The organism is Mesorhizobium sp. J8, assembly GCF_016591715.1.
In the GTDB taxonomy this organism is placed as follows: domain Bacteria; phylum Pseudomonadota; class Alphaproteobacteria; order Rhizobiales; family Rhizobiaceae; genus Mesorhizobium.
In genome coordinates this window covers 4,172,286-4,188,985 of record NZ_AP024109.1, presented here as the reverse complement: position 1 = coordinate 4,188,985, position 16,700 = coordinate 4,172,286, and the positions used below count along the sequence as shown (strand labels likewise).

Annotated in this window: 16 protein-coding genes; 7 read left to right on the top strand and 9 right to left on the bottom strand. The window is 64.7% G+C overall.

Annotated features, from left to right (window positions below; genetic code table 11):
• Positions 1 to 10: 10 nt before the first annotated feature.
• The 4 genes from MJ8_RS20155 (at position 11) to MJ8_RS20140 (ending at position 5,391) form a co-directional block, all read left to right on the top strand.
• Positions 11 to 1,171 (top strand): MFS transporter, encoded by a 1,161-nt coding sequence (locus MJ8_RS20155; RefSeq protein WP_201410521.1) that lies wholly within the window; start codon positions 11 to 13, stop codon positions 1,169 to 1,171.
• Positions 1,172 to 1,241: 70 nt separating this feature from the next.
• Positions 1,242 to 3,311: a prolyl oligopeptidase family serine peptidase gene (locus MJ8_RS20150; RefSeq protein ID WP_201410520.1), complete on the top strand. Its 2,070-nt coding sequence runs from the start codon at positions 1,242 to 1,244 to the stop codon at positions 3,309 to 3,311.
• Positions 3,312 to 3,524: 213 nt separating this feature from the next.
• Entirely contained in the window at positions 3,525 to 4,904 is a 1,380-nt protein-coding gene (locus MJ8_RS20145) for an aspartate aminotransferase family protein (RefSeq protein ID WP_201410519.1), read from the top strand.
• Positions 4,905 to 5,025: 121 nt separating this feature from the next.
• Positions 5,026 to 5,391 carry a hypothetical protein gene (locus tag MJ8_RS20140; RefSeq protein WP_201410518.1) on the top strand — a complete coding sequence of 122 codons (366 nt, stop codon included), beginning with the start codon at positions 5,026 to 5,028 and terminating at the stop codon, positions 5,389 to 5,391.
• 294 nt (positions 5,392 to 5,685) lie between these two features.
• On the opposite strand, the gene mmsB is transcribed toward MJ8_RS20140, so the two are convergent.
• Together mmsB and MJ8_RS20130 are read right to left on the bottom strand one after the other, a co-directional pair.
• Positions 5,686 to 6,570, bottom strand: coding sequence for a 3-hydroxyisobutyrate dehydrogenase (gene mmsB / locus MJ8_RS20135; protein WP_201410517.1), 885 nt, complete (start codon positions 6,568 to 6,570; stop codon positions 5,686 to 5,688).
• A 25-nt stretch (positions 6,571 to 6,595) separates the two neighbouring features.
• Positions 6,596 to 7,762 carry an isobutyryl-CoA dehydrogenase gene (locus tag MJ8_RS20130; protein ID WP_201410516.1) on the bottom strand — a complete coding sequence of 389 codons (1,167 nt, stop codon included), beginning with the start codon at positions 7,760 to 7,762 and terminating at the stop codon, positions 6,596 to 6,598.
• Between the two features lie 139 nt (positions 7,763 to 7,901).
• Here MJ8_RS20130 and MJ8_RS20125 point away from each other — a divergent pair, with 139 nt between their 5' ends.
• Together MJ8_RS20125 and MJ8_RS20120 are read left to right on the top strand one after the other, a co-directional pair.
• Positions 7,902 to 8,495 carry a dimethylsulfonioproprionate lyase family protein gene (locus tag MJ8_RS20125; protein ID WP_201410515.1) on the top strand — a complete coding sequence of 198 codons (594 nt, stop codon included), beginning with the start codon at positions 7,902 to 7,904 and terminating at the stop codon, positions 8,493 to 8,495.
• 22 nt (positions 8,496 to 8,517) lie between these two features.
• Positions 8,518 to 9,987 (top strand): cobyric acid synthase, encoded by a 1,470-nt coding sequence (locus MJ8_RS20120; protein WP_201410514.1) that lies wholly within the window; start codon positions 8,518 to 8,520, stop codon positions 9,985 to 9,987.
• 302 nt (positions 9,988 to 10,289) lie between these two features.
• On the opposite strand, the gene MJ8_RS20115 is transcribed toward MJ8_RS20120, so the two are convergent.
• From MJ8_RS20115 to MJ8_RS20100, 4 genes are all read right to left on the bottom strand, one after another.
• Positions 10,290 to 10,709, bottom strand: a complete 420-nt coding sequence (locus MJ8_RS20115; protein WP_201410513.1) for a VOC family protein — start codon at positions 10,707 to 10,709, stop codon at positions 10,290 to 10,292.
• An 85-nt stretch (positions 10,710 to 10,794) separates the two neighbouring features.
• Positions 10,795 to 11,568, bottom strand: coding sequence for a helix-turn-helix domain-containing protein (locus MJ8_RS20110; protein WP_225247972.1), 774 nt, complete (start codon positions 11,566 to 11,568; stop codon positions 10,795 to 10,797).
• Positions 11,569 to 11,711: 143 nt separating this feature from the next.
• Positions 11,712 to 11,882: a hypothetical protein gene (locus MJ8_RS20105; RefSeq protein ID WP_201410511.1), complete on the bottom strand. Its 171-nt coding sequence runs from the start codon at positions 11,880 to 11,882 to the stop codon at positions 11,712 to 11,714.
• Between the two features lie 52 nt (positions 11,883 to 11,934).
• Positions 11,935 to 12,720: a TSUP family transporter gene (locus MJ8_RS20100; RefSeq protein ID WP_201415504.1), complete on the bottom strand. Its 786-nt coding sequence runs from the start codon at positions 12,718 to 12,720 to the stop codon at positions 11,935 to 11,937.
• Positions 12,721 to 12,829: 109 nt separating this feature from the next.
• Between MJ8_RS20100 and MJ8_RS20095 the strand changes: the two genes are divergently transcribed.
• On the top strand, positions 12,830 to 13,261 hold the full coding sequence (locus MJ8_RS20095) for a TerB family tellurite resistance protein (protein ID WP_201410510.1): 432 nt from the start codon (positions 12,830 to 12,832) through the stop codon (positions 13,259 to 13,261).
• A gap of 1 nt (position 13,262) precedes the next feature.
• Here MJ8_RS20095 and MJ8_RS20090 read toward each other — a convergent pair whose 3' ends face one another.
• Genes MJ8_RS20090 through MJ8_RS20080 form a run of 3 tightly spaced genes read right to left on the bottom strand, consistent with a single transcriptional unit; the run spans position 13,263 to position 16,695 of the window.
• Positions 13,263 to 14,885 (bottom strand): ABC transporter ATP-binding protein, encoded by a 1,623-nt coding sequence (locus MJ8_RS20090; RefSeq protein WP_201410509.1) that lies wholly within the window; start codon positions 14,883 to 14,885, stop codon positions 13,263 to 13,265.
• Positions 14,882 to 15,751, bottom strand: coding sequence for an ABC transporter permease (locus MJ8_RS20085; RefSeq protein ID WP_201410508.1), 870 nt, complete (start codon positions 15,749 to 15,751; stop codon positions 14,882 to 14,884). Before MJ8_RS20085 ends, MJ8_RS20090 begins: the two co-directional genes overlap by 4 nt.
• On the bottom strand, positions 15,748 to 16,695 hold the full coding sequence (locus MJ8_RS20080) for an ABC transporter permease (protein WP_201410507.1): 948 nt from the start codon (positions 16,693 to 16,695) through the stop codon (positions 15,748 to 15,750). The genes MJ8_RS20085 and MJ8_RS20080 overlap by 4 nt, the downstream gene beginning before the upstream one ends.
• Positions 16,696 to 16,700 lie beyond the last annotated feature (5 nt).

The window sequence follows — 16,700 nt, the reverse complement described above, 5'->3', positions numbered from 1 at the left end:
TCAGGAACTGATGGCTCTGGCGGATTCAAAGAGCAGCGAGAGGGTGCAGTGGGCCGCGATCACCGGCGTGATCGCGACTGTGTCGGTGTTCGCCATCGCGCAAGGGCTATCCTACCCGCTGCTCAGCTTCATCCTGCAGCGGCAAGGCGTTTCGCCGGCGGTTATCGGGCTGTCGGCGGCGATGACACCGGTCGGCTTCATCCTGTCCTCACCGCTGATCCCCGGCCTGGCGCGCCGCTTCGGGGCAGGGCGAACCGCGCTTACCTGCGCGGCGCTCTCTGCGCTGGTGTTGGCACTGATCGGCTGGACGCAGAATGTCTATCTGTGGTTTCCGCTGCGCTTCCTGATCGGCGTGGTGACCAATCCGCTTTATGTGCTCAGCGAGATCTGGGTGATCGCGTTGGCGCCGCCGTCGCGCCGTGGCCGCGTCATGGGCATCTATTCCACCATCATCTCGGCCGGCTTCGCGGCCGGGCCGCTCTGCCTGCTCGCCGTCGGCACAGAGGGCTGGCCGCCTTTCCTGGTCGGCATTTCCGCTTTCGTCTTCTGCGGCGCCTGCCTGGCGGTCGTTGTGCGGCGTTTGCCGAAGGTCGACGAGGCCGAGAACAAGGTGTCGGTGCTTGGCTTCATACCGATGGCCTGGCTGCTCATGTCGGCGGTGATTGTCGCGGCAGGGTTCGAGCAGGCGATCCTGGCGCTGCTGCCGGTCTATGGAACGCATCACGGCATTCCCGAAGCGCGCATGTCGGCCCTGCTGTCGGCGACGATCGCCGGCAACATTGCCATGCAGGTGCCGCTCGGACTGCTCGCCGAAAGGCTGACGGCGCGCCTGGTGCGCTTCGGCTGCGTGGCGGTGACCATGCTCGGCTGCGCGCTCTTGCCGGCGCTGATCGAGACGCCGTTGATCTGGGTCTGCGTCTTCATCTGGGGCGCCGTCTCCTATGGCATCTACACGATGTCGATCATCGAGCTCGGCGAACGCTTTACCGGCTCGGCGCTGGTCGCCGGCAACGCCGCCTTCTCGCTGATGTGGGGACTTGGCGGCATTCTCGTGCCGCCGCTCACCGGCAGCGTGATGGATGTCATCGGCGCCGCCGGCCTGCCCGTGACGCTGGGTGCGATCTGTGCGGCGCTGGCGGCGGCGACGGTCCTGCGCCGGCGGGTTTTGTGATCGATCCCGCCATCGCTCTTGAATATTAACGCAGCGAACGCGATGTAGGCGGGGCCAGATGGAGACCCGCATGACCAGCACGATGACCAAAGCCCGGCCCGATTCGACGGCCGACGATCCCTTCCTCTGGTTGGAGGATCGCAACGGTAAGGAAGCGCTGGAGTGGGTTCATCGCCAGAACGCGCTGACGGTCGCCGAATTGCAGGGCGATCCTTCCTATCAGGCGACCTTCGAGACCGCGCTGGACCTGATGACGGCCGAGGACAATATCCCCGTCGGGGCAGCACTTGCCGGCTACGTCTATAATTTCTGGCAGGACAAGACCAATGCGCTGGGCCTGTGGCGGCGCGCGCCTGTCGCTTCCTACAAGACCGAGAAGCCGGAGTGGGAAACGATCATCGACTTCGACCAGCTCTCGGCGAAAGAGGGCATCAAATGGGTGTTCGGCGGCGCGAGCCGGCTCTATCCCGACTTCAACCGCTGCCTGCTCTACATGTCGCCCGATGGCGGCGACGCCAGCGAGATGCGCGAATTCGACATCGCGACGAGGTCCTTTGTCGAGGGCGGGTTTTCCGCGCGCGCTTCCAAGTCGGGCTTTTCCTGGCTGGACAAGGATACGGTGATCGTCTCGGCGGCTTTCGAGGAGGACGACAAGACCCAGTCCGGCTACCCGCGCGTGATCAAGCTCTGGCGGCGCGGCACGAAGCTCGAGGAGGCGACGCCGATCTTCGAAGGCGAGAAACAGCATCTCGCGGTCGGCGGCGGCGTCGAATATGACGGCGACAAGCGGCATGTGCTGCTCGGCAAGACGCTCGACTTCTTCACCTCGCACAGTTTCCTACGCCTCGCTTCGGGCGAGAACCGGCGCATTCCGCTGCCCGACGACGCCACCGACACGGCAATCTTCAAGGGACAACTGATCTTCGGCGTGCGCAGCCCTTGGACGGCGCCCGACGGCACGCAATGCCTGCCCGACGGGCTTTACTCCGTCGATTTCGACCGCTGGATAGAGAGCGGCGCATTCGGGCCATTCGAGACCGTGCTCCAGCCCGCGCATCGCGTCTCGATCGCCGGGCTCGCCAGGACCCAGGACCGGCTGTTCATCAACCTGATGGACAATGTGCGCGGCAAGGTCGTCGCCTGTGACCGCACCGCCGATGGCTGGTCGCTGAAACGGATCGCGCTGCCCGACAACGGCAATGTCGGCATCAGTCATGTCGAGCATTTCGGCTCGAGCGTCTCCTTCTCGTTCACCGATTTCCTGACGCCAAGCTCGATCATCTGGTCGGACGACAATGGCGAGACGCTTGAAACCGTGAAATCGCAGCCGGCCCGCTTCGACGCCTCGCCTTACGTCTCGGAGCAGTTCGAAGCCCGCTCGAAGGACGGCACCATGATCCCCTATTTCGTGGTGCGGCGCCGCGACCAGAACGGGCCGGTGCCGGCGCTGCTCTACGGCTATGGTGGCTTCGAAGTGCCGCTGCTGCCGGGCTATGCCGGCATTCGCGGCAAGCTCTGGCTGGACAAGGGCAACGCCTATATCCAGGCCAACATCCGCGGCGGCGGCGAGTTCGGCCCGGCCTGGCACCAGGCGGCGCTCAAGGGCAAGCGCCAGAACGCATTCGACGATTTCGCGGCCGTTGCTGAGGATGTCGTCAGGCGCGGCATCACCACGGCGGCGCAGCTCGGCATCCAGGGCGGCTCCAATGGCGGCCTGCTCACCGGCACGTCGTTGACGCAGCGCCCGGAGCTGTTCGGCGCCGTCATCATCGACGTGCCGCTGCTCGACATGCTGCGCTACACCGAGCTGCCGCCCGGGGCCTCGTGGGTCGCCGAATATGGCGACCCATCGAAGCCCGAGGAAGCGGCTTGGCTCGGCGCCTATTCGCCTTACCAGCATGTCACGGCCAACGTCGCCTATCCCCCGGTGCTGCTGATGACCTCGACCGCCGACGACCGTGTCCATCCCGGACATGCGCGCAAGATGGCGGCGCGGCTGCAGGAAGCGGGCCATGGCAGGACGCTGTTCTTCGAGGAGACCGAAGGCGGCCATGGTGGGCGTGGTGACCGTCGTCCGCAAGCGGCGCAGACTGCGATGCGCTATATCTTCCTCAAGCGGGCGCTCGGCGGCGTCGCTTGACGGCTTGAATTTTGGACCTCAGGCGGCATAAGCTGCCGCCATGATCCGTTTCAGCACATCAGGCGCCTTCGGGGTCGCGGTGACGCCGTCACCGCGGACCCTTCGCGCCGAGCTTTTGCGGTTGTGCGCCCGCATCGGCTATTCGCCGCCTGCCTTCCTCTGAGAATCCGCCCCGGCCGTTGCCGGATTGATTCAAGAGGAAAGATCAAATCCATGACCTATCAGAATTATTCGCTGAAGCAGCTTCAGCAGATCGACGCCGCGCATCACCTTCATCCCTTCACCGATCACAAGGAATTGCGCGAGACTGGCTCCCGCATCATTACCCACGCCAAGGGACCGTTCATCTACGATGCCGACGGCACCGAAATCCTCGACGGCATGGCGGGCCTGTGGTGCGTCAATGTCGGCTACGGCCGCGACGAACTGGCCGAAGCGGCTTACGCGCAGATGAAGGAGCTGCCGTACTACAACTCCTTCTTCAAATGCTCGACGCCGACGCCGGTGCTGTTGTCGAAGAAGCTGGCGGAGCTCGCGCCCAAGCATGTCAGCCAAGTCTTCTACGGTTCGTCCGGCTCGGAAGCCAACGACACGGCGCTCAGGCTCGTGCGCCATTATTGGGCGCTCGAAGGCAAGCCCGAGAAGAACCGCATCATCTCGCGCAAGTCGGCCTATCACGGCTCGACGATCGCCGGCACGTCGCTCGGCGGCATGGAGCCGATGCACAAGCAACTCGGCGGCGCGGTGCCCAACATCGTCCATGTGATGATGCCTTATGCCTATGAACTCGCGCTGCCCGGCGAGAGCGACCACGATTTCGGCATCCGCGCTGCCAAGGCGGTCGAAGACGCGATCCTCGAAGCCGGCGCTGACAAGGTGGCGGCTTTCATCGGCGAGCCGGTGATGGGCGCCGGCGGCGTCAAGATCCCGCCGATGAGCTACTGGCCGGAAGTGGAGCGCATCTGCCGCAAATACGACGTGCTGCTCATGCTGGACGAGGTGATCACCGGCTATGGCCGCACCGGCGAATGGTTCGCGGCGCAGACCTTCGGGGTCGAGCCCGACACCATTACCACGGCCAAGGCGCTGACCTCGGGCTATCAGCCGCTGTCGGCGCTGCTGGTCGGCGATCGTGTCGCGAGCACGCTGGTCGAGAAGGGCGGCGAGTTCTATCACGGCTACACTTATTCCGGTCATCCGGTGGCCTGCGCGGTGGCGTTGAAGAACCTCGAGATCATCGAGAAGGAAGGGCTGGTCGAACGGGTCAAGAACGACACCGGTCCCTATTTCGCGCAGGCGCTTCAGGAGCGCATCGCCGGGCACAGGCTGGTCGGCGAGGTGCGTTCAATCGGTCTGATGGGCGCGATCGAGATCGTCAAGGACAAGGCGACCAAGGAACGCTATCTGCCGTCGGGAAGCGCGGCGGTGGTGGTGCGCGACCACGCGATCGCGAACGGCATGATGATGCGGGCCACCGGCGACACGATGATCCTGTCGCCGCCGCTGATCTGGACGCGCGACACGATCGACATGGCCTGCGAGCGCATCGCCAAGGCGCTTGACCTGGCGGACGCGGATCTGCGCAAGCGCTGAAGCACGGTCGGGCGTCCGGTGTTCGGGCGCCCGACCGCCACGATCCGAGCCCGCTACAGGGAACAATGCAGGGGCTTGCGCGTAATAGACCGGGCCTGAGAGCTGGCCGGGGACTCACGCGATGAAGAAAACCCGCAAGACCCGTGGTGCACGGAAAGCCGCCCTGATCGGCGGCGACCTGATGCTGGCCCCGATGGTGGTGATGATGCGCATGCCCCTGCTTGTGGCGGAGGCGCAAAGCGACCGTAAACTCGGCAGGGAAACCGTGCGAGCCTTCACTGAAAAGACCACTGCCGTAGCCCAAGGCGCCATCGCAGCACAGGTTTCGCTTCTGCAATCGGCCGCCCGATTCTGGCCGGAAGTGCTGTCGGGACGCATTCCATCCCTGGTCAACGGCGAGGCCACGCGAAAATCCTTGGATGCAGCCCTCAAGCCCGCCGGCCGTACCGTACGGGCGAATTTCCGTCGTTTGTCCGGCAGGAGTTGATCTCGGCCTGGACCATTTTCACTGTTGTTGGATTGCCCTGGTAAACGCAAAAACCGCGCTCCAAGGGAACGCGGCTCTGCCAGATACGCATGGCGTTTCGCTACAAGATACTTGCGAAACTTACGGGCTCCGGTACGCGAGACCTGATCCGGAGCGCCGGGCGGTTGCGATGTCCGCCTCGCAGTCCGTTTTAAAGGCACATCGTTACCGGTGCGTTAGCGAGACCTTAAGCAAATCTAAATTTGCCGGCTTTCTGTCGAAAAAATCCGCTAATAACCGTTCGAAAGCAGCCGTTTAGCCTTTGTCGCCGCGCAGGAAATTTATGATGCCGGAAAAATCGACGCCGGCATGGCCCTGCGCGTTGAACAAGGCATAAAGCTGCGTGGCTTCGGCGCCGAGCGGGGTCACGGCGCCCGCGCTCTGTGCGGCTTCCTGCGACAATTTCAGGTCTTTCAGCATGAGCGCGGCGGCAAAGCCGGGCTTGTAGTCGCGGTTGGCCGGCGAGGCCGGAACGGGGCCGGGGACCGGGCAGTAGGTGGTGAGCGACCAGCATTGGCCCGAGGAGGTGGAGGCGACGTCATACAGCGCCTGATGCGACAGGCCGAGCTTTTCGGCCAGCACGAAGGCTTCGGCGACGCCGATCATCGAGATGCCGAGGATCATATTGTTGCAGATCTTGGCGGCCTGGCCGGCGCCGTCACCGCCACAATGAACGATGCGCCCGGCCATCGGCTTCAGGATCGGTTCAGCGGCGGCGAAGGCTTCGTCCGAGCCGCCGGCCATGAAGGTCAGCGTGCCGGCCGTCGCGCCACCCGTGCCGCCGGAGACCGGCGCATCGATCGAGGGCAGGCCATGCTTGGCGGCAATCGCATGCGCCTTGCGCGCCGATTCGACGTCAATGGTCGAGGAATCTATGAACAGCGCGCCTTTCTTTGCCTTGGGCGCGATGTCTTCGTAAACCGACAGCACATGTTTACCGGCCGGTAGCATGGTGATGACGACATCGGCGTCCTTCACTGCGGCGACGGCATTGGCCATTACTGTAACGCCATGTTCCTTTGCGACGGTAAGGTTGTCCGGAACGAGGTCGAAGCCAAGAACTGTATGCCCCGCTTTTACGAGGTTGGCGGCCATCGGATTACCCATGTTGCCGAGGCCGATGAAGGCGATGGTTGCCATCGTTTTCTCCCGATTTTTGTCGCCGTCAGCGGCCAATCAACGCCCGCGCAATGATGACTCGCATGATCTCGTTGGTGCCTTCGAGGATCTGATGAACGCGCAGGTCGCGCACCAGCTTCTCGATGCCGTAGTCGTGCAGATAGCCGTAGCCGCCATGCAGCTGCAGCGCCTGGTTGGCGACATCGAAGCCGACATCGCTGACGAAGCGCTTGGCCATCGCCGACCATTTGCCGGCATCGGGCGCCTTGCGGTCGAGCTTCGAGGCGGCGGCATAAAGGAAAATGCGCGCCGCCTGCAGTTCCGTCTCCATGTCGGCCAGCCTGAACTGCAGCGCCTGGAACTGGTTGATCCTGGAGCCGAAGGCCTTGCGCTCGGCCGTATAGGCGAGCGCCTTGTCGAGCGCCGATTGCGCGCCGCCGAGCGAGCAGGCCGCAATGTTCAGCCGGCCGCCGTCGAGCCCGGCCATGGCGATGCCGAAGCCGGCGCCTTCCGCAGCGAGCAGGTTTTCGGCGGGCACCTTGCAATCCTCGAAGATGACCTGGCGGGTCGACTGCATGTGCCAGCCCATCTTGTGCTCGTTGGCGCCGAAGGAAAGGCCGGGCGCGTCCTTGGGCACGACGAAGGTTGAAATTCCCTTCGGGCCATCGCCGCCTGTACGCGCCATCACGACATAGAGGTCGCTGTCGCCGGCGCCGGAAATGAATTGCTTGGCGCCGTTGAGCACATAGTCGCCGCCGCTCTTTACGGCGCGCGTCTTCAGCGCGGCGGCGTCCGAGCCGGAGCCCGGCTCGGTCAGGCAATAGCTCGCCAGCCACTCCATCGACGTCAGTTTCGGAAGGAAGCGCTGACGCTGCTCGTCCGAGCCGAAGCGGTCGATCATCGAGGCCGCCATGTTGTGAATGGAAATGAAGGAGGAAAACGCCGGATCGGCGTGGGCAAGCGCCTCGAAGATCAGCACGGCGTCCAGCCGGCCAAGCGCCGACCCGCCGACATCGTCTCGCACATAGATGCCGCCCAGGCCGAGCGGTCCGGTCTCGCGGATCACGTCGGCGGGGAAATGCTTCGCCTTGTCCCAGTCCAGCGCATTGGGCGCGACGCGGTCCGCCGCGAAGGCCTGGGCCATCTCCTGGATGGCGCGCTGTTGCTCATTGAGTTCGAACTGGCCAGCGCCCGCATCGACTGCAGCGTCCATGGCGTGCTCCCTGTCGCTTCAGGCCTTCTGGCCTGTCGTTTTTGGCTTTGCGCGCCGTCCAATCTAGACCAATGATGCCGCCGCGCAACCCGGACCGCTGAGAACCGGCTGTGCATGGAATGACTAACGGAGCTCTTGCGTGCCGACAATTTTCGATGATTTGCTCGAGCGATTCCAAGCCTATCTCGGCGGCGTCGACAGCGATCTCGTCGCCGACGAAGTCGCGCGCATCGGCTGGGATATGTCGGCTCGTGCGCTCGAATCGCGCGTGCTTGGCTGCCTCCGCTATCTCGATCGCATCGCCGCGCTTGCACCGGCCGATGCCAAACCTCTGGCGCGTTTCCTTGCCGATCATCGGGACGAGCTGCGCTGGGGGCAGACCTATAGCGCCGCCGATTTCGGGCAGGGTTTCATCGACAATTACGGCTGGCTGGAGGTGTTTGGCACGCGCGGGCATTTCGTCAACGACGCGGTCGCGGGCGGTCTGCTGATCCTCGGGCCGGACATCGTCTATCCCGACCATCACCATATCGCAGAGGAGATCTACATCCCCCTGACCGGAGGCACCGAGTGGCGGATGGGCGAAGGGGACTTTCATGTTCGCGGCCCTGGCGAGGTGATCCACCACGCGTCGAATGTCAGCCATGCCATGCGCACCGGCCGGGAACCGCTGATGGCGCTCTATCTCTGGCGCGGCGGACCGCTGGCGCAGAAATCGATCATCGGCCGATGATCGACTTGAGAGGCAAGGGTTGATGGCAAAAGCAATCATGCTGCAGGGCACGGGATCCGACGTCGGCAAGACCGTGCTGGTGGCGGGGCTTTGCCGCGCCGCGAAGAATCGCGGCCTGAAGGTCAGGCCGTTCAAGCCGCAGAACATGTCGAACAATGCCGCCGTCGCCGACATTCCCGGCGAGACCGGCGAGGGCGAGATCGGCCGCGGGCAATGGCTGCAGGCGTTGGCCTGCGGGGTGAGGCCGACCGTGCATATGAACCCCGTGCTGCTCAAGCCGCAGAGCGATATCGGCTCGCAAGTGGTGGTGCAGGGCAAGGTCTTTGGTGAGGCACGGGCGCGCGACTACCAGGCAATGAAAGCCGCGCTGATGGACGCGGTGCTGGATTCCTGGACCAAAGTCGGCGACGGGGCTGATCTGGTCATCGTCGAGGGCGCCGGCTCGCCGGCCGAGATCAATCTCAGGAGCCGCGACATTGCCAATATGGGCTTCGCGACGCGCGCCAATGTGCCGGTGGTCCTGGTCGGCGACATCGATCGCGGCGGCGTCATTGCCTCGGTCGCCGGCACACATCTCATCCTGCCGGAAGGGGACCGGCGCATGATCGCGGGCTACCTCATCAACAAGTTCCGTGGCGATGTCTCGCTGTTCGATGACGGCATCAAGGCGATCGAGAAATTCACCGGCTGGCGCTGCTTCGGCGTCGTGCCGTGGCTGAAGGCGGCCGGGCGGCTGCCGTCCGAGGATTCCGTGGTGCTCGAGCGCCTCGCTTCTGGCGAGAAACGGGCACTGAAGGTGGCGGTGCCGATGCTGGCGCGCATCGCCAATTTCGACGATCTCGACCCGCTGAAGGCCGAGCCGCAGGTCGAGGTGGTGTTCGTGCCGCCGGGCAAGAGGCTGCCGGAAGATGCAGGGCTCGTCGTCATCCCCGGCTCCAAATCGACGATCGGCGATCTCATCAAATTCCGCGAGAACGGCTGGGATCGCGATCTTCTCGCTCACCGCAAGCGCGGCGGCCATGTCGTCGGCATCTGCGGCGGCTACCAGATGCTCGGCCGCATGGTGCGCGATCCCGACGGCATCGAAGGCAGCGTGAGAGAGGCCGAGGGGCTCGGCCTGCTCGACATCGAAACGGTGATGGAACCGGAAAAGACCGTGCGCAATTCGAGCGCGCGGTCGGTGCAGTTCGGCCTACCGCTCCAAGGCTATGAGATCCATCTCGGCCGCACCACCGGCCCGGACACGGCGCGGCCGTCGACGATCCTCAACGGCGCCGAGGACGGGGCGGTCTCCGTCGACGGCAAGGTGATCGGCACCTATCTGCACGGGCTGTTTTCCGCTGACGCTTTTCGCGCCGCCTATCTGGGGAGCCTTGGCGTCAAAGGCGGCGGCATCGACTATCGCGCCGACGTCGAGAAGGCGCTGGACGAGGTTGCGGCCGAGCTGGAGCGGCATCTCGACTGCGACGCGATTTTCGGGCTGGCAAGATAGGCCGGTTTCACCGCACGGAAGCTGGCCCGGGTAGCTGAGGGATCGCTTACCTGGCGACTAGCTGAGTCGCCTATGCGGTCGTCATTCTATGGCGGAGCAAGGAGCGAAGCGACGCGCGCAGACCATAGAATCCATTCCGTTACCTGAAGGCGTTGCAGCCGTGCAGAATTCTGCTCCGTTGCGCCCTTCGATCGAGGTCACGGCATGGATCCTCGGGTCTGCGCGCGTCGCTTCGCTCCTTGCTTCGCCCGTGGACGAAGTTCAGGCGCTGTCGCCAATCTCGAACGCTGGCGATGACAGAGCTACGCCTTCTCACCCGTCTTCGGCCAATAGGTCCCAAACGACCAGACATTGCCTTCGGGGTCGAGGCAGATGAACTCGCGGCTGCCATAGTCGCGGTCGACCAGTTCCTGGGTGATTTTCGCGCCGGCTCTCTTGGCGCGCGCATAGGCGGCATCGGCGTCATTGACGGCGATGTAGATCGACTTGCCGCCGCCACCGCCTGGATCGCCGACCATCTTGCCGTAGTCGTCGTCGCGGGCCGTGCCCAGCATGATCATCGAGGAGCCGAAGGTCAGCTCGGCGTGGTGGACGATGTCGCCTTCGCCATAGCGGGCGCGGACCTCGAAGCCAAAAGCCTCGCAGAGCCAATCGATCATTTTGGCGGCGTTTCTGTAGCGCAGGGCAGGGTAGATGCGGGGTGCTTCGGTTGTCGTGGGCATGGCGATCTCCTCGTTCGCGTCGATGTACTCAGTCTCGACTACGGGCGGCCCCTGCGTCTTGAAGAAATGTTACCTCGGCTGAGCGCTATATCAGCGCCGCGAGCCGGATCGGCGTCTCGCCGGCAAGCTGACGGAATTCACGCACCAGATGCGCCTGGTCGGCATAGCCGCAATCAGCGGCGATGCCGGCCCAGTCATCGTCTTGCCGCTTCGACAGAGACAGCGCGCGGTTGAAGCGCACGATGCGCGACAAGGTCTTCGGTCCGATGCCGATCGCGTCGGTGAATTTGGCCGCAAGGTGCTTGCGGCTCCAGCCGATTTCGCCGGCCAACGCCGCAATACGGGTGCGGCCGCCCGACGCGACGACCGTCCGGTAGGCCCAGGCGATTTCGGGCGACAGCGCATTGGCTTCCGCAAGGCGGGCAGCAATAAATCCTTCGGCGATGTCGAAGCGTTTGTGCCAGTCCGACGCCTCGCCGAGCCGTTCGCGCAACGCGATGCCGTCAAAGCCCAGCGCATCGTCCAAACCGATCATTCGATCGCGCAGCTCGCTCATCGGCAGGTTGAAGAATTGCCTGGCTCCGAGCGGGGTAAAGTTGACTTGAACGCAGCAGGCGCCGCCGAAGGATTCGATCATCACCGGCCCGGCATAGAGGCCGGCGGCGAAGCTGGCGTAGCGGTCATTGTCGCTTGGGCTGTGGCCGAGCCCGATGGCGAAGGCTTCGGCGAAGCTGATCACCAGCGGCACGGTGAGCGAGGCATATTCGACGATGCGGAAATGGCCGGGCAATAATTCGCGGTAGCCGCAGATGTCGGTGACGATGCCGGCGAGCGAGGCGGCGGGCTTGCGCCGAACCATCTCAAAATGGAGGGTGGGCGAGCGATTATCCTGCCGATGGGGTTCTGTCTCGTCGGACATGGCACGAGCCTATCAGACTGAGTCCCCAAATCAAAAGCGCCCGGCAGGGCCGGGCGCTCCGAGTTGCCTGAGATCTGCGAATTTCAAGCGCCGCGCATCAAACAGCCGGCGGCGAGCACGATATAGGCGATGAGCATGATCCAAACGGACGCAAGCGGAATGAATGCAAGCAGGCCAAGAGCGGCGAGAAGGCCGATGACAGCGATGACCAACGAAATAATGAACACAAGCTGGGTGGGTGCACTGAGATTCATGTCTGGTCCCTCCAACATGATTCGCAATGCTGGAATTGTACCAGCAGCCGCCTCACACACCAATGAGCTGGCGCAGCGGATTGGCGGGGTCGGCTAACAGCTTGATCGCCAGCGCCAGGCAGACGATTACCAGCAGCGGCTTGATCAGCCTGGCGCCGATGCGGATGGCCAGGCTCGCGCCGACCCGGGCGCCGATGAATTGCGCCGCGCCCATCATCAGGCCGATCTTCCAGTCGATGACGCCGACGGCGGCGAAGACGACGAAGCCGCCGATGTTGGAGGCGAAATTGAGCAGCTTGGTGTGCGCTGTCGCCTTGAGCACGCCGTAGCCGGCGAGCGTGACGAAGGCGAGCATGTAGAAGGAGCCGGCGCCGGGCCCGAAGACGCCATCATAGAAGCCTACCAGCGGCGGGATGATCAGCCCGAACAGGAAGGGCGACAGCCGTTCGGCGCGGTCGACATCGTCCATATTCGGTTTCAGCGCGAAATAGAGCGCGATGGCGATCAGGAGCAGCGGCAGGATGGCGCGCAGGAAATCACCGGGGACAACGGTCGCCAAAAGCGCGCCAACCGCGCCGCCGAGAAGCGCCAGCAGCGCCGACGGCAGTTGGCGGCGCAGGTCGACCTGACCGTTGGCGGCATAGTGGATGGTGGCCGAGCCGGAACCGAACATGCCCTGCAATTTGTTGGTGCCGAGGGCCGCGACGGGCGAGAAGCCGGCGAGCAGCAGCGCCGGGATCGTGATCAGCCCGCCGCCGCCGGCGATCGAGTCCACGAAGCCGGCGGCAAAAGCCGCGCCGACGAGGATAAGGGCATTCTGCAGGGTAAGGTCGATCATCGAGGAGAGGGCGCAAAGGAAGGAAACGGCAGCTTCCATCACGCTCGCCCCGTTTGCGCAAGAGCGATTCCGAGCTAACAATCTTGACGGAATCGCAAAGGGGAGCTCGGTGGCAATGGCGCTGCTCGACCAGATACGTTCGATCTTCGACGGTGACCCGGGCGTGCGCAAGGTGGCGGACGATCCGGTGCTGTCGGCGGAACTCTTGATGCTGTTCCGCATGATCCTGGCCGACGGCTCGGTCTCGGAGAGCGAGATGGTCGTCTTCCGGCGCATCTGCAAGGAAGCCTTCGGCATTCCGGAAAGCAGCATCGACGCCGTCATCGAATATCTCAACGATTTTGGCTACGAAACCAACGGCTCGCAGGCGATCGCGCTGTTCCGCGATCTCGATGTCGAGCGCCGGAAGCTGCTCGCGCGCCATATGGCCGACATCGCCAAGGCCGACGCCAGGCTGGCGGAGAGCGAGGTGAAGCTGCTGCGCCGCACACTCGACCTGCTCGACATCAGCCCGGTCGATCTGGTGAAGCCGGAGAGCTGATCTAGCCCTGTTCCTGCATCTTGCGTGCGATCGCGCGGTGCAGGTCGGGCGCCGCCGCGACCAGCGCTTGCGCCGCTTCCGAGCGCGGGTGGTCGAGCACATCGGCGGCGCGGCCGCGCTCGACGATCTTGCCTTCATGCATCACCAGCACCTCGTCCGCCATGGCGCGGGCGACGGTCAGGTCATGGGTGATGAACAGATAGGCGATGCCGAGCTTCTGGTTGAGCTCGGCGAAAAGGTCGAGGATCTGGGCGCGGATGGAGACGTCCAGCGCCGAGACCGGCTCGTCGGCCACCACCAGCTTCGGGCGGGTGATGATAGCGCGGGCGATCGACAGGCGCTGGCGCTGGCCGCCCGAGAATTCATGCGGATATTTGTCCATGTCGCGCGGGCCGAGCCCGACTTCATGCAACGCAAGCGCGACCATCTCGCGGCGCTCGGTCTTTGCCGGCTGCTTTTCCAGAAGGTGCAGCGGCTCGGCCACCAGTCTCTCCACCTTCTGGCGCGGGTCGAAGGAGCCGTAAGGATCCTGGAACACCACCTGCATGTCGCGCCGGGCCGGCTTCAGCGCCCGTTCCGGCTTGCCTGTGATGGGCTCGCCGCGAAAGCGGATCGTGCCCGCCGTCGGCTTGTCCAGTGCCAGGACCATGCGGGCAAGCGTGGACTTGCCGCAGCCCGAGCGGCCGACCAGCGCTACCGATTGCGCCGGTTCGATGGTTAGCGAGACGTCGTCGACGGCGCGGATTGGCTCTGCCGGCCGCAACAGCGATATGCGCCGCCCCTGATAGACCCGGCCGACGCCTTCGACCTCGAGCAAGGGTTTTGCCGACCCGGCAAGGTGCGGTTTCGGACGCGCCGGCACGTGCACGGAAGCCAGCGCCAGCTCGCGCGTGTAGGGATGCTGTTGCTCCGACAGCGTGCGCGCCGTGTCGCCGGATTCCGTAACTTCACCGCGGCGAAGGATGGTCAGGCGGTCGGCCATCTCGGTCACCACCGCGAGGTCGTGCGAGATGAGCAGCAGGCCCATTCGGTTCTCGCGGACCAGATCGCGCAACAGGTCGAGGATCTGCGCCTGCAGCACCACGTCGAGCGCCGTCGTCGGCTCGTCGGCGATTAGCAATTTCGGCTTCAGCGCGCAGGCGATGGCGATGACGACGCGCTGGCGCTGGCCGCCCGACAGTTCGTGCGGGTAGCGCGACAGCGGGAATTTGGCTTCAGGCAGCCCGACGCGATCCAGGATTTTTCGTGTGCGCTCTTCCGCCTCGGCGCGGCTCGCCTTGGTGTGCCAGCGAATGCCTTCGGCGACCTGCTCGCCGATGGTCTTGACCGGATTGAGCGCCGTCATCGGCTCCTGGAAGACCATGCCGATATCGTCGCCGCGTAAGGCGCACATCTGGTCCTCGGTGGCAGCGAGGATGTCGATGCCGTCGAAAGCGACGCGGCCATCGGCGCGCGCCAGATGCGGCAAAAGCCGCATGATCGTCAGCGCCGTCATCGATTTGCCGGAGCCGGATTCGCCGACCAGGCCGACGACCTCGCCGGGCGCGACGGCCAGGTCGATGTCTTTCAGGATCGGCGTGGCGCCGATCGCCAGCGACAGGTTCTCGATCTTGAGCAGGCTCATCGGCGCCGTCGCGATTTCGGGTCGAGGATGTCGGCCAGGCCGTCGCCGAGCAGGTTCAGCCCAAGCACGGTAATGACGATCGCCATGCCGGGGAAGATCGCCATCCAGGGCGCGGTCACCATGCGCGTCTGCGCGTCGAACAGCATGCGGCCCCAACTCGGCATCGGCGGCTGCGCGCCGAGGCCGACATAGGAAAGCCCGGCTTCGGCGAGGATGCCCAGCGCGAACTGGATGGTGCCCTGGACCAAGAGTAGCGTCGCGATGTTGGGCAGGATGTGCTCGACGGTGATCCGCGTCATGCCCTTGCCGGCGGCGCGTGCGGCGAGGATGAACTCGCGCGGCCAGATCGCCAGCGCGCCCGCGCGGGCGACGCGCGCGAAGACAGGTATGTTGAAGATGCCGATGGCAATGATGGCGTTGACGGCGCCCGGGCCGAAGATCGCGGTGATCATGACCGCCGAGAGCAGGGCAGGGAAGGCGAAGACCAGGTCGTTGACGCGCATCAGCGCCTCGTCGGCCAACCCGCCGCGCGCGGCGGCGAAGGCGCCGAGCGGCACGCCGATGCCCATGCCGATGCCGACCGCGACCAGCGCCACCGCGATCGAGTTGCGGGCGCCGACCATGACCATAGACAGGATGTCGCGGCCGAAATGATCGGTGCCGAACCAGTGTGCCCAGGAGGGCGCCTGCGTCTTTTCGGCGATCACGAGCTTGGTGACGTCGTAGGGCGTCCAGACGAAGGAGAGGAGCGCGACGGCCACGATCAGCAGGGTGATGACGAGCCCGATCAGAAAGGAGCGGTTGCCCAAGGCCTTGGCCAGTACGCCGGCGATGGTCTCCTCGGGAAGGTCGACGCGCATGGTCATTGCCGGCCCCTGAGGCGCGGGTCGACGACGGCGTAGGAGAAATCGACGAGGAGGTTGATCAGGATCACGGCGGCGACCAAAAGCATGACGATGCTCTCGACCACGATCAGGTCGCGCTGGGTGATGGCCTGGAAGATCAGCCGGCCGAGACCAGGCAGATAGAAGACATTCTCGATGATGATGGTGCCGGCAAGCAGGAAGGCGAATTGCAGGCCGAGGATGGTGAGCACCGGGATCATGGCGTTGCGCAGCGCGTGGCGCCACAGCACGGCGCGATAGGGCAGGCCCTTGGCGCGGGCGGTGCGGATATAGTCCTCGTTCAGAACTTCGATCAGTGCCGAGCGGGCGACGCGCGCCAGGATCGCCGCCTGCGGCAGCGCAAGAGCGATGGCCGGCAGGATCAGGGATTTCAGCGCCGGCCAGATACCGGCGCCCCAGCCCGGAAAACCGCCGGCCGGCACCAGCCGGAGCCAGACAGCGAAGAGATAGATCAGTATCAGCGCGAACCAGAAATTCGGCACGGCGACGCCAAGCTGGGCGGCACCCATCGCCAGCGCATCGCCCGCGCGGCCCTGGCGGCTGGCCGAGAACACGCCGACCGGAATGGCGATGATGGTCGAGAGCGCCAGGGCGATCAGCGCCAGCGGCAGGGAGACGGCGATGCGTTCCCGCACCAGGTCGATGACAGGCACCGAATAGGTGTATGAGCGGCCGAAATCGAGGCTGAGCAAGCCGCCCGCCCAGTGCAGGTAACGCAGCGCCAGCGGCGCGTTCAGCCCCATCTGGTCGCGCAGCATCTCGACCTGGTCGGCGCTGGCATTGAGGCCCAGCATCAGGCGCGCCGGGTCGCCGGGCAGGATCTCCATGACCGCGAACACCACCATCGAGGCCAGCACCAGTGTGAGGGCCGCGATGATGAGGCGTTTCAGGAGATAGGCGGTCATGAGAG

Bases quoted from the DNA above. Each gene is read 5' to 3' on its own strand.
- MJ8_RS20100 (WP_201415504.1), bottom strand. From the start codon at position 12,720: ATGATCGACCTTACCCTGCAGAATGCCCTTATCCTCGTCGGCGCGGCT.
- MJ8_RS20105 (WP_201410511.1), bottom strand. From the start codon at position 11,882: ATGAATCTCAGTGCACCCACCCAGCTTGTGTTCATTATTTCGTTGGTC.
- MJ8_RS20110 (WP_225247972.1), bottom strand. From the start codon at position 11,568: ATGGTTCGGCGCAAGCCCGCCGCCTCGCTCGCCGGCATCGTCACCGAC.
- MJ8_RS20115 (WP_201410513.1), bottom strand. From the start codon at position 10,709: ATGCCCACGACAACCGAAGCACCCCGCATCTACCCTGCCCTGCGCTAC.
- MJ8_RS20140 (WP_201410518.1), top strand. From the start codon at position 5,026: ATGAAGAAAACCCGCAAGACCCGTGGTGCACGGAAAGCCGCCCTGATC.
- MJ8_RS20085 (WP_201410508.1), bottom strand. From the start codon at position 15,751: ATGACCATGCGCGTCGACCTTCCCGAGGAGACCATCGCCGGCGTACTG.
- mmsB (WP_201410517.1), bottom strand. From the start codon at position 6,570: ATGGCAACCATCGCCTTCATCGGCCTCGGCAACATGGGTAATCCGATG.
- MJ8_RS20090 (WP_201410509.1), bottom strand. From the start codon at position 14,885: ATGAGCCTGCTCAAGATCGAGAACCTGTCGCTGGCGATCGGCGCCACG.
- MJ8_RS20150 (WP_201410520.1), top strand. From the start codon at position 1,242: ATGACCAGCACGATGACCAAAGCCCGGCCCGATTCGACGGCCGACGAT.
- MJ8_RS20080 (WP_201410507.1), bottom strand. From the start codon at position 16,695: ATGACCGCCTATCTCCTGAAACGCCTCATCATCGCGGCCCTCACACTG.
- MJ8_RS20120 (WP_201410514.1), top strand. From the start codon at position 8,518: ATGGCAAAAGCAATCATGCTGCAGGGCACGGGATCCGACGTCGGCAAG.
- MJ8_RS20130 (WP_201410516.1), bottom strand. From the start codon at position 7,762: ATGGACGCTGCAGTCGATGCGGGCGCTGGCCAGTTCGAACTCAATGAG.
- MJ8_RS20145 (WP_201410519.1), top strand. From the start codon at position 3,525: ATGACCTATCAGAATTATTCGCTGAAGCAGCTTCAGCAGATCGACGCC.
- MJ8_RS20155 (WP_201410521.1), top strand. From the start codon at position 11: ATGGCTCTGGCGGATTCAAAGAGCAGCGAGAGGGTGCAGTGGGCCGCG.